General features: G+C 65.3%; 18 protein-coding genes. 13 read left to right on the top strand and 5 right to left on the bottom strand.

Annotation, left to right across the window (positions count from 1 at the left end; translation table 11 throughout):
- Window positions 1–16: 16 nt before the first annotated feature.
- Window positions 17–529, bottom strand: a complete 513-nt coding sequence (locus VB672_RS03480) for an invasion associated locus B family protein (RefSeq protein WP_329782776.1) — start codon at window positions 527–529, stop codon at window positions 17–19.
- Between the two features lie 311 nt (window positions 530–840).
- Here VB672_RS03480 and coxB point away from each other — a divergent pair, with 311 nt between their 5' ends.
- The 11 genes from coxB (at window position 841) to VB672_RS03535 (ending at window position 13,212) form a co-directional block, all read left to right on the top strand.
- A complete protein-coding gene (coxB, locus tag VB672_RS03485) occupies window positions 841–1,698 on the top strand; it encodes a cytochrome c oxidase subunit II (protein ID WP_329782777.1) in 858 nt (285 codons plus the stop codon).
- A gap of 28 nt (window positions 1,699–1,726) precedes the next feature.
- Entirely contained in the window at window positions 1,727–3,346 is a 1,620-nt protein-coding gene (gene ctaD / locus VB672_RS03490) for a cytochrome c oxidase subunit I (protein ID WP_329782778.1), read from the top strand.
- A gap of 131 nt (window positions 3,347–3,477) precedes the next feature.
- A complete protein-coding gene (locus tag VB672_RS03495; RefSeq protein WP_329782779.1) occupies window positions 3,478–4,434 on the top strand; it encodes a heme o synthase in 957 nt (318 codons plus the stop codon).
- Between the two features lie 4 nt (window positions 4,435–4,438).
- On the top strand, window positions 4,439–4,600 hold the full coding sequence (locus VB672_RS03500; RefSeq protein ID WP_329782780.1) for a hypothetical protein: 162 nt from the start codon (window positions 4,439–4,441) through the stop codon (window positions 4,598–4,600).
- A 10-nt stretch (window positions 4,601–4,610) separates the two neighbouring features.
- Complete coding sequence (locus VB672_RS03505) at window positions 4,611–5,201, top strand: cytochrome c oxidase assembly protein (protein WP_329782781.1); 591 nt, start codon at window positions 4,611–4,613, stop codon at window positions 5,199–5,201.
- Between the two features lie 68 nt (window positions 5,202–5,269).
- The gene (locus VB672_RS03510) at window positions 5,270–6,133 is read left to right on the top strand and encodes a cytochrome c oxidase subunit 3 (protein ID WP_329782782.1); all 864 of its coding nucleotides are present in this window, start codon (window positions 5,270–5,272) and stop codon (window positions 6,131–6,133) included.
- Window positions 6,134–6,250: 117 nt separating this feature from the next.
- Complete coding sequence (locus tag VB672_RS03515; RefSeq protein WP_329782783.1) at window positions 6,251–6,622, top strand: DUF983 domain-containing protein; 372 nt, start codon at window positions 6,251–6,253, stop codon at window positions 6,620–6,622.
- On the top strand, window positions 6,619–7,362 hold the full coding sequence (locus tag VB672_RS03520) for an SURF1 family protein (RefSeq protein WP_329782784.1): 744 nt from the start codon (window positions 6,619–6,621) through the stop codon (window positions 7,360–7,362). The genes VB672_RS03515 and VB672_RS03520 overlap by 4 nt, the downstream gene beginning before the upstream one ends.
- Before the next feature lie 73 nt (window positions 7,363–7,435).
- Window positions 7,436–8,851: a threonine synthase gene (gene thrC / locus VB672_RS03525; RefSeq protein ID WP_329782785.1), complete on the top strand. Its 1,416-nt coding sequence runs from the start codon at window positions 7,436–7,438 to the stop codon at window positions 8,849–8,851.
- The gene (locus tag VB672_RS03530) at window positions 8,848–10,131 is read left to right on the top strand and encodes a M16 family metallopeptidase (protein WP_329782786.1); all 1,284 of its coding nucleotides are present in this window, start codon (window positions 8,848–8,850) and stop codon (window positions 10,129–10,131) included. Before thrC ends, VB672_RS03530 begins: the two co-directional genes overlap by 4 nt.
- 201 nt (window positions 10,132–10,332) lie before the next feature.
- A complete protein-coding gene (locus VB672_RS03535) occupies window positions 10,333–13,212 on the top strand; it encodes an EAL domain-containing protein (RefSeq protein ID WP_329782787.1) in 2,880 nt (959 codons plus the stop codon).
- 11 nt (window positions 13,213–13,223) lie between these two features.
- On the opposite strand, the gene VB672_RS03540 is transcribed toward VB672_RS03535, so the two are convergent.
- Entirely contained in the window at window positions 13,224–13,835 is a 612-nt protein-coding gene (locus VB672_RS03540) for a YqgE/AlgH family protein (protein WP_329782788.1), read from the bottom strand.
- Between the two features lie 105 nt (window positions 13,836–13,940).
- On the opposite strand from VB672_RS03540, the gene VB672_RS03545 reads away from it, so the two are divergent.
- Both VB672_RS03545 and VB672_RS03550 read left to right on the top strand, forming a co-directional pair.
- Window positions 13,941–14,768: a protein-disulfide reductase DsbD domain-containing protein gene (locus tag VB672_RS03545; RefSeq protein WP_329782789.1), complete on the top strand. Its 828-nt coding sequence runs from the start codon at window positions 13,941–13,943 to the stop codon at window positions 14,766–14,768.
- Window positions 14,769–14,874: 106 nt separating this feature from the next.
- The gene (locus VB672_RS03550) at window positions 14,875–15,357 is read left to right on the top strand and encodes a peroxiredoxin (RefSeq protein WP_329782790.1); all 483 of its coding nucleotides are present in this window, start codon (window positions 14,875–14,877) and stop codon (window positions 15,355–15,357) included.
- 151 nt (window positions 15,358–15,508) lie between these two features.
- Here VB672_RS03550 and rnhA read toward each other — a convergent pair whose 3' ends face one another.
- From rnhA to ispH, 3 genes are read right to left on the bottom strand one after another with little or no spacing between them, the layout of a single operon-like run.
- Window positions 15,509–15,976, bottom strand: a complete 468-nt coding sequence (gene rnhA / locus VB672_RS03555) for a ribonuclease HI (protein WP_329782791.1) — start codon at window positions 15,974–15,976, stop codon at window positions 15,509–15,511.
- Window positions 15,973–16,938, bottom strand: a complete 966-nt coding sequence (locus VB672_RS03560; RefSeq protein WP_329782792.1) for a homoserine kinase — start codon at window positions 16,936–16,938, stop codon at window positions 15,973–15,975. Before VB672_RS03560 ends, rnhA begins: the two co-directional genes overlap by 4 nt.
- 3 nt (window positions 16,939–16,941) lie before the next feature.
- On the bottom strand, window positions 16,942–17,901 hold the full coding sequence (ispH, locus tag VB672_RS03565; RefSeq protein WP_329782793.1) for a 4-hydroxy-3-methylbut-2-enyl diphosphate reductase: 960 nt from the start codon (window positions 17,899–17,901) through the stop codon (window positions 16,942–16,944).
- Between the last annotated feature and the right edge of the window lie 157 nt (window positions 17,902–18,058).

The raw sequence follows: 18,058 nt of genomic DNA on the forward strand, positions 1-18,058 counted from the left end.
CATTCTCGTTCGTCTGTTACGGCAGGGCGTCGAACCCGGCCGCGAATCCGTTCAGGGACACGGGAATCCCGATCCCCTCCTCAGGCGTCTGGAACACGATGAAGGTCGCCGCCTGGCCCGTCTTCATCTGGTTGATCAGGCTCTCCTCCATGACGACCTCGGCCACGCAGCCCGTGGCCAGGCAGCGCACGAACCCGGCGCGGCCGATATCCGTCTGGTCGATCTTGAGGCCCAGTCCTGACGGCAACAGGATACCAAGAGGCGCGACGACGCGCAGGAGGCGACTTTTGCCGTCGGCGGTTTTCAACACGATAATGACGAGGGTGACGTTAGGACGGTCCTCGGCGACGACGTTCTGCACGAGCGCACATTGCTCGGCCGTGGCACCCGCCGGGGTCTCGCAACGCATCTGCCACTCGCCATACGTGTTCTTGACCATGCCCTGAGCGCTGGCGCCGCTGGCCCCGAGCAGGGCCGACAGCCCCAGGATTGCCCCCGCACAATGGCGAGCCCAACGCGATGCGCCCATCGGTTTCTCCATTCATGAGCCCTGTTCAAAGGGCCGCGGCCGGAGCCGCTTCGGTCCAAGTTTGGCCGTTGGGACCATGGCAGGGGGCGCGATGTCAAGCGAGAGGGGCCGTTTGGAGAGCCGAAATGCGTTTTGGCGGTTATGACGCACAGTTTGGAACGCTTCTACCGTTGCGCTTCAGCGCGTCCTGTGATCTTTGACGCAGATCAAAGGTGATGGCGCAAGCCGGGCACCGCCTTCCGCACGCCCGCGCCTTCCCCGATGCTTTCATGGCCCTGGGCCATCACATCTTTAGGAGCTTTGGAACGCCGATGCGGATCGAGACTGGACGTCGATCGGTGACCGCCCTCTCCACGGCAGCGGTCGCACTTGTGTTGGGCATAAGTGAGGCGTGGGCCGCCGCCGGGCAGCCCTCCCCCTGGGAAACCGGCATGCAGGAGATGGTGACCGAGTTGGGACAGAGCGTGTCCAACTTCCACACCTACCTGGTTTGGCTGATCGCAGCGATCTGCCTTTTCGTGCTGGCCCTGCTTCTTGTGATCGTTGTCCGCTTCAACGAGAGCAAGAACCCGGTTCCCTCGCAGACCACCCACAACACCTTCCTCGAAGTGGCCTGGACCATCGTTCCGGTTCTCATCCTCGTGGCGATCGCCATTCCCTCCTTCCGCCTCCTGCGCCAGCAGCTGGTGCCGCCGCCGGCCGATCTGGTGGTGAAGGTGACCGGCTATTCCTGGTACTGGGGCTATGAGTACCCGGCCGATCAGGGCGGCGGCTTCAAGTTCGATTCGAACATGATCACCGAGGACAAGGACCGGAAGCCCGACCAGCCGCGCCTGCTGGGCGCCGACAACGCGATGGTGGTGCCGGTCGGCAAGGTGGTTCGCGTTCAGGTGACCTCGGCCGACGTGATCCACGCCTTCACCGTGCCCTCCTTCTACTTCAAGGTCGATGCAATCCCCGGCCGCCTGAACGAAGTCTGGTTCAAGGCCGAGAAGGAAGGTGTCTACTACGGCCAGTGCTCGGAGCTCTGCGGCAACGGCCATCCCTATATGCCGATCGAAGTCCGCGTCGTGAGCGAGCAGCAATATGCCGCTTGGCTGACCGAGGCGAAGCAGAAGTATGCTTCGACCGAGAGCCCGGCTCCGCTCAAGTTCGCGACCGCTCAGTAATTGTAAGAAGGACCACAGAGGTCTCATCATGGCACATGCAGCTGATGCCGCTCACGCGGATCACCACGATCACCTTCCGAGCTTCTGGCGCCGGTGGTTCTATTCCACGAACCACAAGGACATCGGAACGCTCTATCTCATCTTCGGCTTCACGGCCGGCATCGTCGGCGGCCTTCTGTCCATCGGCATGCGCCTGGAGCTCCAGGCGCCCGGTCTGCAGTACTTCTCCAACCCGCAGGCCTTCAACGTCTTCGTGACCGGCCACGGCCTCATCATGGTGTTCTTCATGGTGATGCCCACGCTCATCGGCGGCTTCGGCAACTGGTTCATCCCGATCATGATCGGCGCCCCCGACATGGCGTTCCCGCGGATGAACAACATCTCCTACTGGCTCACCGTTGCGGCCTTCTGCCTGATGCTCTGCTCGCTCTTCGTCGAAGGCGCTCCGGGCTCGCTCGGCTTCGGCGGCGGCTGGACGGTTTATCCGCCGCTCTCGACCACGGGCCATCCCGGTCCCGCGCTCGACTTCGGCATCCTGGCCCTGCACCTTGCCGGTGCGGCCTCGATCCTTGGCGCGATCAACTTCATCACCACGATCCTCAACATGCGCGCTCCGGGCATGACGCTGCACAAGATGCCGCTGTTCGCCTGGGCCATGCTGGTGACCGCGTTCCTGCTGCTCCTGTCGCTGCCGGTTCTCGCGGGCGCGATCACGATGCTGCTCACCGACCGCAACTTCGGCACGACCTTCTTCGAGCCGTCGGGCGGCGGCGATCCGGTGCTCTACCAGCACCTGTTCTGGTTCTTCGGCCACCCCGAAGTGTACATCATGATCCTGCCGGCCTTCGGCATCGTGTCGCACATCATCTCCACCTTCTCCAAGAAGCCGATCTTCGGCTATCTCGGCATGGCCTACGCCATGGTGGCGATCGGCGTGGTCGGCTTCGTCGTGTGGGCGCACCACATGTACACCGTCGGCCTCTCGCTGCAGACGCAGGCCTATTTCGTGTTCGCCACGATGGTGATCGCGGTTCCCACCGGTGTGAAGATCTTCTCGTGGATCGCCACCATGTGGGGCGGCTCCATCCGCTTCACGGCGGCCATGCAATGGGCCGTGGGCTTCGTGTTCCTGTTCACGGTCGGCGGCGTCACCGGCGTCGTGCTGGCGAACGCTCCTGTCGACCGCTACATGCACGACACCTACTACGTGGTGGCCCACTTCCACTACGTGCTGTCGCTCGGCGCGGTCTTCGTGATCTTTGCGGGCATGTACTACTGGTTCCCGAAGATCACCGGCTACGTGATGCCCGACTGGATCGGCAAGCTGCACTTCTGGGTCGCCTTCGTCGGCTCCAACGTGCTGTTCTTCCCGATGCACTTCCTCGGCCTCTCCGGCATGCCCCGCCGTTATGCGGATTATCCGGACGCCTTCGCGGGCTGGAACATGGTGTCGTCCATCGGCGCCTACGTGTTCTTCGCTGGCCTCTTCATCTTCATGTTCGGCGTGGTCTATTCCTTCATCCGCAAGGAGAAGGCTGCCGACAACCCGTGGGGCGAGGGTGCGACGACGCTGGAATGGACCCTGTCCTCTCCGCCTCCGTTCCACCAGTTCGAGACGCTGCCCCGCGTCGTCGACACCGGACACTAACCTTCAGCGAGTGGGCGGCATTCAGCCGCCCGCTCCTCCCCAGAGGGCTTGGAAAGACAAGCCTTCCGGCGAGGAGCCGACAACCCGGAGGCCTTTTGGCCTCGCCCGGCATTTCGGAAGATCGATCAGTTATGAGCACCATGTCGAACAGTCTGGCCGAAACCCAAGCAGAGCCCCTTGCCACGGCAGGCCTCTCGCAGGGTGACGTGTCCGACTTCTTCGCCCTTCTCAAACCGCGCGTGATGTTTCTCGTCGTGTTCACGGCGCTCGTCGGGATGGTCGTGAGCCATCCGGACGTTCATCCGGTCGTGGCTTTCGTGTCGCTTCTGATGATCGCCGTGGGCGGCGGCGCGTCCGGATGCCTGAACATGTGGTGGGATGCGGATATCGATGCCGTCATGACCCGCACCCGCAAGCGTCCGATCCCGGCCGGCAAGATCCAGCCCGGCGAGGCCCTGGCCTTCGGCCTGACGCTCTCCGCGGGTTCGGTGATCATCCTGGGCCTTGCCAGCAACTGGCTGGCCGCCGGATTGCTCGCCTTCACCATCTTCTTCTACGTGGTCGTCTATTCCATGTGGCTGAAGCGCTCGACGCCTCAGAACATCGTCATCGGCGGTGCGGCGGGCGCCCTCCCCCCGGTCGTCGCCCAGGCTGCGGTCACCGGCCACGTGGCCTGGGACAGCATCGTCCTGTTCGCCATCATCTTCATGTGGACGCCGCCTCACTTCTGGGCCCTCGCCTTGGTGAAGTCGGGCGATTACGAGCGCGCCGGCATTCCCATGATGCCGAACGTGGCCGGTCCCGATTCCACGCGCTTCCAGATCCTGGCCTACACCGTTCTCCTGGCCCCGCTGGGCCTGGCTCCGGTGGCCCTCGGCTTCGGCGGCCTGGCCTATGCCATCATCGCGCTGATCGGCGGCCTCGGCATGCTGGCGCTGGCCGTGCAGGTCTACCGCCTGCGTCTGGGCGAACCCGCCATGCGCGTGGCCCAGCAGCTCTTCGGCTTCTCGATCCTTTATCTCTTCCTGCTCTTCGCGACCCTTCTCGCGGAGCATGGCTTCGGCTTCTTCCGGCCGGTTTTCGGGTGATCGGATGGCCGATAACAAAGCTCCCCATAGCCTGACCACCGAGGAACAGAAGCGCCGTCGCAAGCGTTCGCTTGCTCTGGCGCTCATCCTGGGTTCCCTCGTGCTGATCTTCTACGTGGTCACGATCGCCAAGCTCGGACCGGGCGTCATTCAGCGGCCTTTGTGAGATCGAACCGATGGCAGAAAGATCTACCCTCCAGCGCAGGATGCACCGCACGGCCTTCGCCTGCGTGGGCATTGCCGTGGGAATGGTCGGCCTCGCCTACGCGTCCGTGCCGCTCTACGATCTCTTCTGCAAGGTCACCGGCTTCGGCGGCACGCCGATCGTGCGCGATGCCAACGGCTCGCAGGTGACGGACCGGATGATCGCCGTCCGCTTCGACTCCAACGTTGCTCCCGGCCTCGCCTGGCGCTTCGCGCCGGAGCAACCCGAGGTCAAGGTCAGGCTCGGCGAAACCACGACGGTCACCTACAAGGTCACCAATACCGGCGACAAGCCGAGCACGGGCATTGCCACCTACAACGTGCAGCCCGATCTCGCCGGCACCTATTTCTCCAAGCTCGAATGCTTCTGCTTCACCGAGCAGACCCTGCAGCCGGGCGAGACCCTGGAATCAGCGGTCGTCTTCTACGTCGATCCCCGCCTGGCGGAGGATCGCGACGTGAAGGACCTGACCTCCCTCACCCTCTCCTACACCTACTTCCCCTCCAAGGGAGGCAAGCCGGTGGCGGAGGTGACATCATCCACCAAACCCATTGCTCAATAAGGGACGTGACAAGCTGGGCGGAAACGTCATAAAGCGAGTTCACATTCGAGGCACGGAGACGACACGAAATGGCCGAGGCCCACGCCAAGAACCACGACTACCACATTCTTGAACCGAGCCCGTGGCCGCTCATCGGCTCGGTCAGCGCCTTCCTGATGGCATCCGGGTTCGTGACCTGGTGGAAGGACATCGCCATCGCGGGCATGCATCTCGGCCCCTTCATCTTCGGCGCCGGCATCATAGGCGTGCTCTACACCATGCTCAGCTGGTGGACCGACGTGGTGAAGGAGGCCAATTCCGGCTACCACACCCGCGTGGTCCAGCTTCACCACCGCTACGGCATGATCATGTTCATCGCCTCCGAGGTGATGTTCTTCGCCGCCTGGTTCTGGGCCTATTTCGATGCCGCCCTCTATGCCGGCGACCCGCAGCTCTACTCCCGTATCGAGGCCCTCGGCGGCGTGTGGCCGCCCAAGGGCATCGAGACCTTCGATCCCTGGCATCTGCCGCTTCTCAACACCCTGATCCTGCTCACCTCCGGCACCACAGTCACCTGGGCGCACCACGCGCTCCTGGAGAACGACCGCCAGGGCCTCAAGGCGGGCCTGTGGCTCACGGTGATCCTCGGCATCGTCTTCAGCTTCGTGCAGGCCTACGAGTACAGCCACGCAGCCTTCGGCTTTAAAGGCAACATCTACGGCGCCACCTTCTTCATGGCGACGGGCTTCCATGGCGCGCACGTGATCATCGGCACGATCTTCCTGGCCGTCTGCCTGCTGCGCGCCTATCGCGGCGACTTCACGCCCAAGCAGCACCTCGGCTTCGAGTTCGCCGCCTGGTACTGGCACTTCGTCGACGTGGTGTGGCTCTTCCTCTTCGCCGCCATCTACGTGTGGGGCTACGGCGGCCCGGTGGCCGGCGGCGGTCACTGACCCGCTCACCGCAGCACGATCGAGCAGGGGCGGCCTCAAAAGCCGCCCTTCGCTTTTGGGCTCCCCGGCACCATTGTCCCGGGAGTTCGTTGACCGGCAGCCCTTAGGAGAAAAGCCGTGGCTCACGATCCGTCCGCCCCCTCGCCCATCACCACCGGCCTCAAGGGCCTGTGCCCCCGCTGCGGCAAGGGACATGTGTTCAAGGGCTATCTGAGCGTCCGGCCGAAATGCGAGGTCTGCGGCCTCGACCTCGCCTTCGCCGATACGGGCGACGGCCCGGCCTTCTTCGTCATGTCCATCGTGGGCATCGTGGTGGTGGCGCTGGCCCTGTGGGCCGAGTTCGCCTATTCCCCGCCCATCTGGCTCCATCTCGTCATGTGGACGGCCCTGAGCATCGTCCTGAGCCTTGCCCTGGTCCGCCCGCTCAAGGGTGTTCTGGTGAACCTGCAATACCACCACAAGGCCGAGGAAGGGCGCTTCCAGAAGTGACCGCCTCCCTCGGCAAAGGCCGCTCGCTGATCCTTCCCGGCTTAGCGGCGCTCGTCGCGCTCGCCATTCTGATCGGTCTCGGTACCTGGCAGCTTCAGCGCAAGGCTTGGAAAGAAGACCTGATCGGGCAGATCGAGGCCCGCGCGTACGGCGATCCCGGCACCATCGTGCCGGAGGCGGAATGGGCCGCCTGGCGGGCCGATCAGGACGAATACCGCAAGGTGCGGGTCACGGGCACCTTCCTGCACGCGTTCGAAGCCCCTGTTTACGGCCTCGCCCCCGGCGAGCGCCAAGGCGCGCCGCTCCAGGGATATTACCTGATCACGCCGCTCAAGCTCGCATCAGGCGCCATCGTGATGGTCAACCGGGGCTTCGTGCCAACGGACCTGCGCGATCCGGCCCGCCGACCGGACAGCCAGCCTCAAGGCGACGTGACGGTCACCGGCCTCGTCCGCGCGCCGGAGGCCCGTAACCCGTTCACGCCGCACGACGACCCGGCCCGCAACCAATGGTTCGCCCGCGATCCGCAGGCCATTGCCGCGGCTCACAAGCTCGAGCGTGTCGCGCCCTTCCTGATCGACGCGGATGCGAGCCCCAGCCCGGGCGACTGGCCGCGGGGCGGCCAGACCCCCCTCACCCTGCCGAACAACCACCTGCAATACGCGGTCACATGGTTCGGGATCGCCCTCACCCTGATCGGCGTCTTCACAGCCTTCGCCTGGCGGCGCATCAAAGGGTGATGCGGCGATAGAAGCGGCTTGCCGTGTCCGGTCCATGACCATAATGTCCGGCCGAATTTCCAGGAGATCGACCGTGCTCCATGTCTCGACCCGGGGAGAAGCCCCGGCGCTCGGCTTCGCCGATGCCCTGCTGACCGGCCTCGCCCGGGACGGCGGCCTCTATCTGCCCGACACCTGGCCGAGCTTGGCCACGGACACGATCCAGGGTTTCGCCGGCAGGCCCTATGCCGAGGTGGCGAAAGCCGTGCTCGGTCCGCTGGTCGACGGCGACATTCCCGAGGCGGCGCTCGGCCGTATGATCGACGAATCCTATGCCTCGTTCCGTCACGCGGCCGTCTGCCCACTCACCCAGATCGGCGACAACCTCTTCGTGCTCGAACTCTTCCACGGTCCGACGCTCGCCTTCAAGGACGTGGCGATGCAGCTTCTCGGCCGGCTCATGGATCACGTGCTCAAAAGCCGCGGTGCCCGCGCGACCATCGTGGGCGCGACCTCGGGCGACACAGGCAGCGCCGCGGTCGAAGCGTTCAAGGGCCTCGATCAGGTCGACGTCTTCATTCTCTACCCGCATGGCCGCGTCTCCGACGTGCAGCGGCGGCAGATGACGACCGTGGCCTCGCCGAACGTCCACGCGCTGGCTGTCGAGGGCACCTTCGACGATTGCCAGACCATGGTGAAGGGCATGTTCAACCATGCCCGTTTCCGCGACGAGCTGCAGCTCTCGGGCGTGAACTCGATCAATTGGGCCCGCGTAGCCGCGCAGGCCGTGTATTACTTCACCGGCGCCGTTGCGCTCGGCGCTCCGTATCGACCGGTCTCGTTCTCCGTGCCGACGGGCAATTTCGGCGACATCCTCGCCGGCTGGGTCGCCAAGCGCATGGGCCTTCCCGTCGATCGGCTGATGATCGGCACCAACGCCAACGACATCCTGGCCCGCACGCTCGGCTCGGGCTCCTACGAGATCAAGGGCGTCCAGCCCACGACCTCGCCGTCGATGGACATCCAGATCTCGTCCAACTTCGAGCGTCTGCTGTTCGAGGCTTACAGCCGCAACGGCGACGCGATCCGCCGCCTGATGGCGAATCTCAACCAATCGCGCGCCTTCATGATCGACGCGGAGCCGCTCGCGCGCATTCGCGAGGAGTTCTCCGCCCAGGCGGTCGATGAAGACAACGTGGTCGCCGAGATGGCGGAGACCTACCGCACCACCGGCTACGTGCTCGATCCGCACAGCGCCGTGGGCACCCGCGCCGGACGCGCCCTGCTCAGGGACGATCCCGAAACGCCCGTCGTGGCGCTGTCCACCGCACATCCGGCAAAATTCCCCGATGCGGTCGAGCGTGCGACGGGGGTTCGCCCCGCACTTCCGCCGCACATGGCTGATTTGATGGAGCGCAAGGAGAGCTTCACGGTTCTTCCCAACGACCAGGCTGCGGTCGAGCGCTTCATCCGCGAGCGCGCGCGGGCGGTCAAAGGCGCCGCCGCATGAACCAGCACTTCGTCCACGAGAAGCGGATCGAGATCACGACCCTGTCCAACGGCCTGATGGTCGCCACCGAACGGATGCCCGCCATCGCCACGGCGACTCTCGGCGTCTGGGTCGGGACAGGCTCGCGGCATGAGCAGACGCACGAGCATGGGTTGTCGCATCTCATCGAGCATATGGCCTTCAAGGGCACGGCACGTCGCTCGGCGCGCCAGATCGCCGAGGACATCGAGAACGTAGGCGGCGACATCAACGCCGCCACCAGCGTCGAATACACGAGCTACACGGCCCGCGTTCTCGGCGAGAACGTGGACGTCGCCCTCGACGTGCTCGGCGACATCCTGATCAACTCGGCCTTCGACGCGGGCGAACTCGCCCGCGAAAAGGGCGTGATCCTGCAGGAATACGCCGCCGTCGAGGACACGCCCGACGACCTGATCTACGACGCCTTCATGGAAACGGCGTTCTCGGGGCAGGCGGTCGGACGGCCGATCCTCGGCACGCCGGACACCATCAAGAGCTTCGACGAGGCGACGATCCGCACGTTCCTCGCCCGCGAATACTCACCGGGCAAGATGGTGCTGGCCGCGGCCGGCGACGTGGAGCATGCCCGGATCGTCGACTTGGCGGAACGCCTCTTCGGCGGGATGCCTGCGGTTAGCCCCCAGCAGCCGGAGCCGGGACGTTACATCGGCGGCGAGAGGCGGATTTCCCGCAAGCTCGAACAGGCCAACCTGGTTCTCGGCCTGCCGGGCCTCTCTTTCAAGGATCCCGGCTATTATGCCGTCCATCTCTTCGCCCATATGCTCGGCGGCGGCCTGACGTCGCGCCTGTGGCATGAGGTGCGCGAGACCCGCGGGCTCGCCTATTCCATCGATTCCTTCCACTGGCCCTTCTCCGATTGCGGCCTCTTCGGCATCGGCGCCGGAACGGCGGGCTCGGACGTGCGCGAGCTGATGGACGTCACGCTCGCCTGCATGGCCCAGGCGACCCGCGACATCAGCGAGGTCGAGCTGATCCGCGCCAAGGCGCAGATGAAGGTGGCCCTCCTCACGGCCCTGGAGACGCCCGGCGGCCGGATCGAGCGCGTCGCCCGTCAGCTCCTGTCCTGGGGCCGGGTGGTGGCCAGCGAGGAGATCGTCAGGAAGGTGGACGCGCTCGAGGTCGAGCATGTCCGCGAGGCCGGACGCCGTCTTCTGCAGGGGGCTCCGACTCTGGCGGCCATCGGCCCGATCAAGGAGCTGCCTGCCCTGGACGCCATCGCCTCGGGGCTGCGGGGCTGAATTTTTCCGCCGGACCTTCCCCTTGGTCACGGCCGATTCTCCTCAATCCCGCCGCAAACTGGTCTCATGGCCACATAGTAACGATAACGAACGAGTCCTGCGGACAAGTCCGGAGCCTCCCCGGCTCCAGCTTGCCCTCAAGGCTCCTGACCGGTACCAATCCTGTTCCACTGTTTTAGTACCGGACGAAAGACCGAAGCATTGCGGATCGTATCTTTCGCCATAACCCTTCTTTTGGCGGCATTCCTGGGGCTGGCTTTTCCCGCGTCCGGCTGGGCGGTGGAATCCGTTCGCGTCGATCCCAAGATGAAGGCCATCGACCTCACCCCGGCCATCGAGCGCTACAACTCGGACGGGGACGAGATCAGGATTTCGACGGCACCGGGGCGCGACGGCATCGTGCGGCGCATCGCCGTGAAGGCACGTGAGGCCGGAACCCGGCCTGACTGGATCGTCTTCGCGCTCACCAACGACACCGACGAGCAGGTCGACCGCCTCCTGGTCGCGCCGCACTTTCGCCTCACCGGATCCGGCGTTCTCTGGCCTGATCTCGGCGCGACCCGCATCGCAGCGATCACCGCGAGCCAGGGCATCCGGCCCGACCGCGACGACAGCGAGGATGCGGACATCTTCCTCGTGACCCTCGATCCGGGCACGACCGTCACCTTCGTGGCGGAGCTGCGCTCCAACAACCTGCCCCAGCTCCACCTGTGGGACGCGGATGCCTACAAGGACCGGGTCAACGGGCTGACCCTCTATAAGGGCATCATCATCGGCATCGCGGGCCTCCTGGCCCTGTTCCTCACCATCGTCTTCGTGGTGAAGGGCGCCCTGATCTTTCCGGCGGCGGCAGCGCTCGCCTGGGCGGTGCTGGCCTATGCCTGCATCGATTTCGGTTTCTTCCAGCGCATCTTCCCGATCACCGAGGCGACGGAGCAGATCTATCGCGCCGGCGCCGAGGCGGTGCTCGCCGCAACCCTCCTCGTCTTCCTCTTCGCCTATCTCAACCTCAACCGCTGGCACGTGCGCTACAGCCACGTGACCGCCTTCTGGCTCACCTTCCTCGGTGCCCTCGTGGCGCTCGCCATCGTCGATCCGCCGGTGGCCTCTGGCGTGGCCCGCATGTCGATCGCGGCCGTCGCCGGGATCGGCTTCGTGCTGGTGATCCACCTGGCGACGCACGGCTACGACCGTGCCGTGATGCTCGTTCCCACCTGGCTTCTTCTGGTCGCCTGGGTGACGGCGGCGAGCTTCACGGTCGTCGGCCAGCTCTCGTCGGATCTCGTGCCCCCTGCCCTCGTCGGCGGCCTCGTCCTGGTGGTCATGCTCATCGGCTTCACGGTCATGCAGCACGCCTTCGCCGGCGGCGCCTTCACCCGCGGCTTCGTGAACGACACGGAACGCCGGGCGCTGGCCCTGACGGGTGCCGGCGACATCGTGTTCGACTGGGACGTGGTCTCCGACAACATCTTCGTCAGCCCGGAGGTGGAGCATCAGCTCGGCTTGAAGCGCGGCTCGCTCGAAGGTCCCGCCTCGGCCTGGCTCGACCTGATCCACCCCTTCGACAAGGACCGCTACCGCCTCGCCCTCGATGCGGTGATCGAGCAGCGCCGCGGGCGCCTGACGCAGGACTTCCGCCTGCGCTCGGCGTCCGGCGCCCACCATTGGTTCCGCCTGAAGGCGCGGCCCGTGATCGGCTCGGACGGGGAGGTGCTGCGCATCGTCGGCACTCTGGCCGACGTCATGGACAGCAAGACCGCCGAGGAGCGCCTGCTGTACGATGCCGTGCACGACAACCTGACGAGCCTGCCGAACCGGCAGCTGTTCTACGATCGGCTGGAAGCGGCCCTCACCTTCGCCGGTCAGGACGATGCGCTGCGTCCGACCGTTCTCGTCATCGACATCGACAAGCTGAAGGATGCGAACGCCACGGCAGGCTACGCGGCCGGCGACTCGGTGCTGCTCACCCTGTCCCGCCGCCTGAGCCGGCTTCTCAAGCCCCAGGACACCCTCGCGCGCATCTCGGGCGACGAATTCGCCATCATCCTGCTCTCCGAGCGCGAGCCGGACCGCATCATCTCCTTCGCCGACATGGTGCGCCGTGTCGTCACGACGCCGTTCACCTACGCGGATCGCGAGATCTTCCTCACCGCCTCCATCGGCATCGCCCTGTACGATCCGCAGATTGCGGCGCGGCGCGAGGAAGTGCTGCGCAATGCCGAGATCGCCATGGCCCATGCGCGGCGCCATGGCGGCGACCGGATCGAGGTCTTCCGGCCCACCATGCGCTCGGACCGCAGCGACCATTTCACGATGGAAACCGACCTTCGTCACGCTCTCGACCGCAACGAGATGAAGGTGCTGTTCAAGCCCATCGTGCGCCTGGAAGACCGGACCATCGCGGGTTTCGAATCCATGCTGCGCTGGGATCACCCGCGCCTCGGCCGCATCGGTCCGGAAGACTTCATGTCGATCGCCGAGGAAACCGGCCTTATCATCAAACTGAGCATCTTCCTGCTGGAGCAGACGGGCCGCGAGCTCGCCGCCTGGCAGAATGCGCTCGAGGTCGAGCCGCCGATCTTTGCGAGCGTCAACATGTCGAGCCATCACCTGCTGCGCCACGACCTGCTGCAGGACGTGAAGACGGTCATCGCCCGCACGGGCGTCATTCCCGGCACGCTCAAGATCGAGATGACCGAGAGCCTGGTGATGGAGAACCCGGAATACTCGGCCCAGATGCTCACGCGGCTGCGCGATCTCGGAGCGGGTCTCTCGCTCGACGATTTCGGGACCGGCTATTCCGCCCTCTCCTATCTGCAGCGGTTTCCCTTCGATACGATCAAGGTGGACGAATCCTTCGTGCGCCTGATGGCCTCCGGCAAACCGGTCATCCTGCGCTCCATCGTCAAGATGGCGCATGAGCTCGGCCTGGAGATCGTGGCGGAAGGCGCGGAGAGCGAATCCGAGGCGATCGAGCTCTACCAGATCGGCTGCGAATACGCGCAGGGTCCCGTCTTCGGAGAGCCGATGTCGACGCTGCAGGCCCGCCAGCTCGTCGGCGCGGCCCCTGCGGCGGCCTAGACCATCGCCGATCAGGCGTGGCCGGTTTCCATGGACAGCATGGCAGGCTCTATCCCGATCCGGCGCAGGGCCATCTCGTAGCGCAGGTCGGCGGCGGTGTTGAAGATCAGCTCCGCATCGGCCGGGCAGTTGAGCCAGCCGTTGGCCTGAAGCTCCAGCTCGAGCTGCCCGGCGCCCCAGCCGGCATAGCCGAGGGCGAGCACCGCATTCTCGGGGCCGCGACCGGCCGCGATGGCGCGCAGGATGTCGATGGTTGCGGTCAGGCAGACGCTGTCGTCGATGGGCAGGGTCGATTGGGCAAGGTGAAAGTCCGGCGAATGGAGAACGAAGCCCCGGCTCGTCTCCACGGGCCCGCCCATCAGCACCTGCATGCTGCCGACCCTCCGCGGCAGTCGGATTCGGTCGGTTTCGGGAAGGATCTCCAGTTGCACCAGCAGATCCGGCATGTTCAGATTGGCCGCCGGCCGGTTGAGAACGATCCCCATCGCTCCTTCCGACGAATGGGCGCAGACATAGATGACGGAGCGCGCGAAGCGCTCGTCCATCATGCCCGGCATGGCCACGAGGACCTGTCCGTCCAGGTAAGGGGATTCGGTACCGTAGGGAGGAAGGTGAGAGCCCATATCCTAAATTCTGCCTTGCCGGAGCCTCCGCCCGATCACAGGATCGTGGATGGCAGGCCCGAAGATAAATGCATAAGGGAAGCGCGTCAGGGAGGTGTCAGTTCCATGGCATTCATGCTCCGCGCCGCATCGGTCGCGATTTTTTTCATTTTGTCCTTTACCGCGATCCTCGCGCAACCCGCCAAACAATCCGCCTCGGCCCAGGGCTTTCACTCCCGCGCCCGCCTGATCGCGGGCGGCCAGCAGGGCGACGTCTGGCTGGCGGGCATCGAGATCACCCTCGACCCGGGCTTCAAGACCTACTGGCGCAACCCGGGCGATTCCGGCCTGCCGCCGCGGTTCGACTGGTCGGGATCCGAGAACCTGGCCGGCACCGAGATCCGCTTCCCCGCCCCCTACCGGCACGAGGATGCCGCGGGCGTGTCCTATGTCTACGGCAAGAAGGTCGTGCTGCCGGTCCTGGTCCGGGCGAAGGACAGGGACAAGCCGGTCAGGCTCGTCCTGTCGGCCGAATACGGGGTCTGCAAGGACATCTGCATCCCGGCCCGCGCCGACATGAGCCTGAACCTGACGGGTGACGGCCCTGACCGGAGCGCCATCGAGGCCGCTCTGGCGAAGGTGCCGCGCCCGCAGCCCCTGGGAGCTCAGGGAGACCTGTCCGTCCTCTCCGTCGAACCCGTGGCGCAGGACAAGCCGGCCTTGTCGATCACGGTCCGGGCGCCCGAGGGCGCCCGGCCCTCCCTCTTCGCCGAGGGGCCGGAGCACTGGTATGTCTCGACCTCCCTGCCCGACGACGCCAACCGCTTCACGGTGACCGTGGAGGAGAAGCCCAAGGATGCCTCGGGGCCCGTTTCCCTCCGCCTGACCCTGGTGGCAGGGGGAAAGTCCGTCGAGACGCAAGTCAGCCTCGACGGGAATGGGTTGCCGCGCTAGCGCATCAAAAAGTTGGAGCATCGGATGGGTCCCAAAAGTGGATTTCACTTTTGGACCCGATGCTCTACGGAGAAGCACCATCGATCCCAGTTCGGAGAATAACCCCATGCCCATCCAGGTTGGAGAACGTCTTCCCCAGGTCACCTTCCGCATCATGACGCCGGACGGGCCCGTGGCCAAAACCACGGACGATCTGTTCAAGGGCCGCAAGGTGGTTCTCATCGCCGTGCCCGGCGCCTTCACCCCGACCTGCCATCGCAACCACCTGCCCGGCTACGTGCAGAAGAAGGACGAGATCAGGGCCAAGGGCGTCGATGCCATCCTGGTGACCGCGGTCAACGACGTCTTCGTGCTCGACGCCTGGGGCAAGGCTTCCGGCGCCGAGGGGATCGAGTTTCTCTCGGACGGCAATGCCGATTTCGCCAAGGCCATCGGCCTGTCCATGGACGGCACGGGCTTCGGCCTCGGCACGCGTTCGCAGCGCTATTCCATGGTCGTCGACGACGGCGTGGTGAAGGCGCTCAACGTGGAGGACGCCCCCTCCAAGGCGCAGCATTCCGGCGCCGAGAATATCCTGAAGGATCTCTGATCCTTCTCGGGGCATCAACGGAAAGCCATATCCCTCGTCATCACCGGCCTTGTGCCGGTGATCTCGATTGGAAGAGCGCAGAGCTTCACAGAAACGGGATGGCCGGCACTGATCCCCGGATCAAGTCCGGGGAGGCCATGACGTGTGAATGTCAGGCGCCCACTTTCCGGCCCTGTTTCCTGAACGGCTTCATCGCCGCCACGGCGAGTTCGTCGACGCGGATATTGGTCGGGTCGTCCGCGTGACCCTTGACCCAGTGCCAGGCCACGTCGTGCCGGGACGCAGCTGCGTCGAGTTCCCGCCACAGATCCTCGTTCTTCACCGGCTTGTTGTCGGCCGTGCGCCAGCCGCGCCGCTTCCAGTTGTGCATCCATTGCGTGATGCCCTGGCGCACATACTGGGAATCCGTGAACAGATCGACCGCGCAGGAACGCTTGAGGGCGTTCAAGCCCTCGATGGCCGCGCGGATCTCCATGCGGTTGTTGGTGGTGTGAGCCTCCCCGCCGGAGATCTCCTTCTCGCTGCCCTTGAAGAACAGGATCGCGGCCCAGCCGCCCGGCCCGGGATTGCCCGAGCAGGCGCCGTCCGTATAGATCGTCACGCGTTCCAGCCCGCTCATGCGTCGAGCCCGTATTCGCGCGCATGCTTCACATGGCGGTGGAAGTTGAGCTTGCGGTCGTATTCCAGCGGGTCCTTGGGCTTCACCAGCGCGCCTGGCGGCACGTTGAGCCAGTCGACCAGGCGGGTCAGCATGAAGCGCATGGCGGATCCCCGGCACAGGATCGGCAGGGCCTCCACCTCGGCGGGATCCAGGCGCCGGACCGATTGGTAGCCCGCCAGCATGGCCTTGCCTTTGGTCAGGTTGAACGAGGCGTCGATCTCGAAGCACCAGGCATTGAGGCAGATCGCGACGTCGTAGGCGAAGGCATCCGTGCAGGCGAAGTAGAAGTCGATCAGCCCCGAAACCTCGGAGCCGATGAAGAACACGTTGTCGGTGAAGAGGTCCGCATGGATGACGCCGGACGGCAGGTCACGGGGCCAGGCCTCCTCCAGGCTCGCGAGTTCCCGCCGCGTCCGCTCGGCGAGGCCGGGCAGCACCGTGTCCGCCTGGGCCTCGGCCTGGGCGAAGAGCGGCGCCCAGGCTTCGAGCGAGAGGGCGTTGGGCCGCTGCATGGCGAAATCCTGGCCCGCCAGATGCAGCTTCGCCAGCGCGGCGCCGAGCGCCCCACAATGCTGGGCCGTGGGGCGGCGGACCGCAATGCCCTCGAGGAAAGTGATGATGACGGCAGGCCGCCCGGCGACCCGCCCGAGGGGCTCGCCCCGGCGGTTGCTGACCGGCAGCGGGCAGTTGAGCCCCTTCAGGGCAAGATGCTGCATCAGGCCGAGGAAGAAGGGCAGATCGTCCTCCCGCACCCGCTTCTCGTAGAGGGTGAGGATGTAGGAGCCCTTCGTGGTGTGAAGGAAATAATTGGTGTTTTCCACGCCCTCGGCGATGCCCTTGTAGGAGAGCACCGTGCCGATGTCGTAGGTTTCGAGGAACGCCGAGAGATCCTCGTCGCTGACTTCCGTATAGACCGCCACCGCTTACTCCGCCGCCTGCTCACGAAGCTCGCGAGGCAAAGGAAAGAACACGCTCTCATCCGCCGTCGACACGCTCTCGACTGTCACCTCGTAGCGCTCCGCAAAGGCATCGATGATTTCCTCGACGAGGATCTCGGGCGCCGAGGCGCCGGCCGTGATGCCGAGGCTGCGGACGTTACCGAACAGGCCCCAGTCGATGTCCTCTGCCCGCAGGATCAGCCGGACCAAGGGGCAGCCCTCCCGCTCGGCGACCTCGCGCAGGCGCTGGGAATTGGAGGAATTCGGCGATCCCACCACGATCATGGCGTCCACCATGGGCGCCACGCGCTTGACCGCGCCCTGGCGGTTGGTGGTGGCGTAGCAGATGTCTTCCTTGTGCGGGCCCACGATGGAGGGAAACCGCGCTTTGAGCGCGTCCACCATGTCCTGCGTGTCGTCGACGGACAGGGTCGTCTGGGTGACGAAGGCCAGGTTGTCTGGGTCCGCCGGCTTCAGCCGGGCGATATCGTCCAGGGTCTCCACCAGGGTGGCGGCTCCTGGAGGCAATTGCCCCATGGTGCCGATCACCTCCGGGTGGCCCGCATGGCCGATCAGGACGATATGGCGGCCCCGCTTGTGGTGGACCTGCGCCTCCCGGTGCACCTTGGTCACCAGCGGACAGGTGGCGTCGATTCCGAAAAGGTTGCGGGAAGCAGCCATTTCCGGCACCGATTTGGGAACCCCGTGGGCCGAGAAGATCACCGGGGCTTTCGTGTCGGGCACCTCGTCGAGTTCCCGGACGAAGACCGCGCCCTTCCGCTTCAGGTTTTCCACGACATATTTGTTGTGCACGATCTCATGGCGCACATAGACCGGCGCCCCATGGATCGTGAGCGCCTTCTCGACCGCATCGATGGCACGCACAACCCCGGCGCAGAAGCCGCGCGGGGCACAGAGCAGGATGTCGAGAGAGGGCTTGGTCATGATCTGGCGATGTGGCGAGACGAGCCCCCTCCTGTCAAGCGGGAGCGACGCAGTTTCGCGGACGGGATGATACCCTCTGACGTCATGGCCGGGCCATCCCGATACGGAAGAGCGCGGCGATTTTCGGATCGGGATCACCAGATCTCGTCACACCCCC

The organism is Microvirga sp. CF3016 (assembly GCF_036314085.1).
In the GTDB taxonomy this organism is placed as follows: domain Bacteria; phylum Pseudomonadota; class Alphaproteobacteria; order Rhizobiales; family Beijerinckiaceae; genus Microvirga.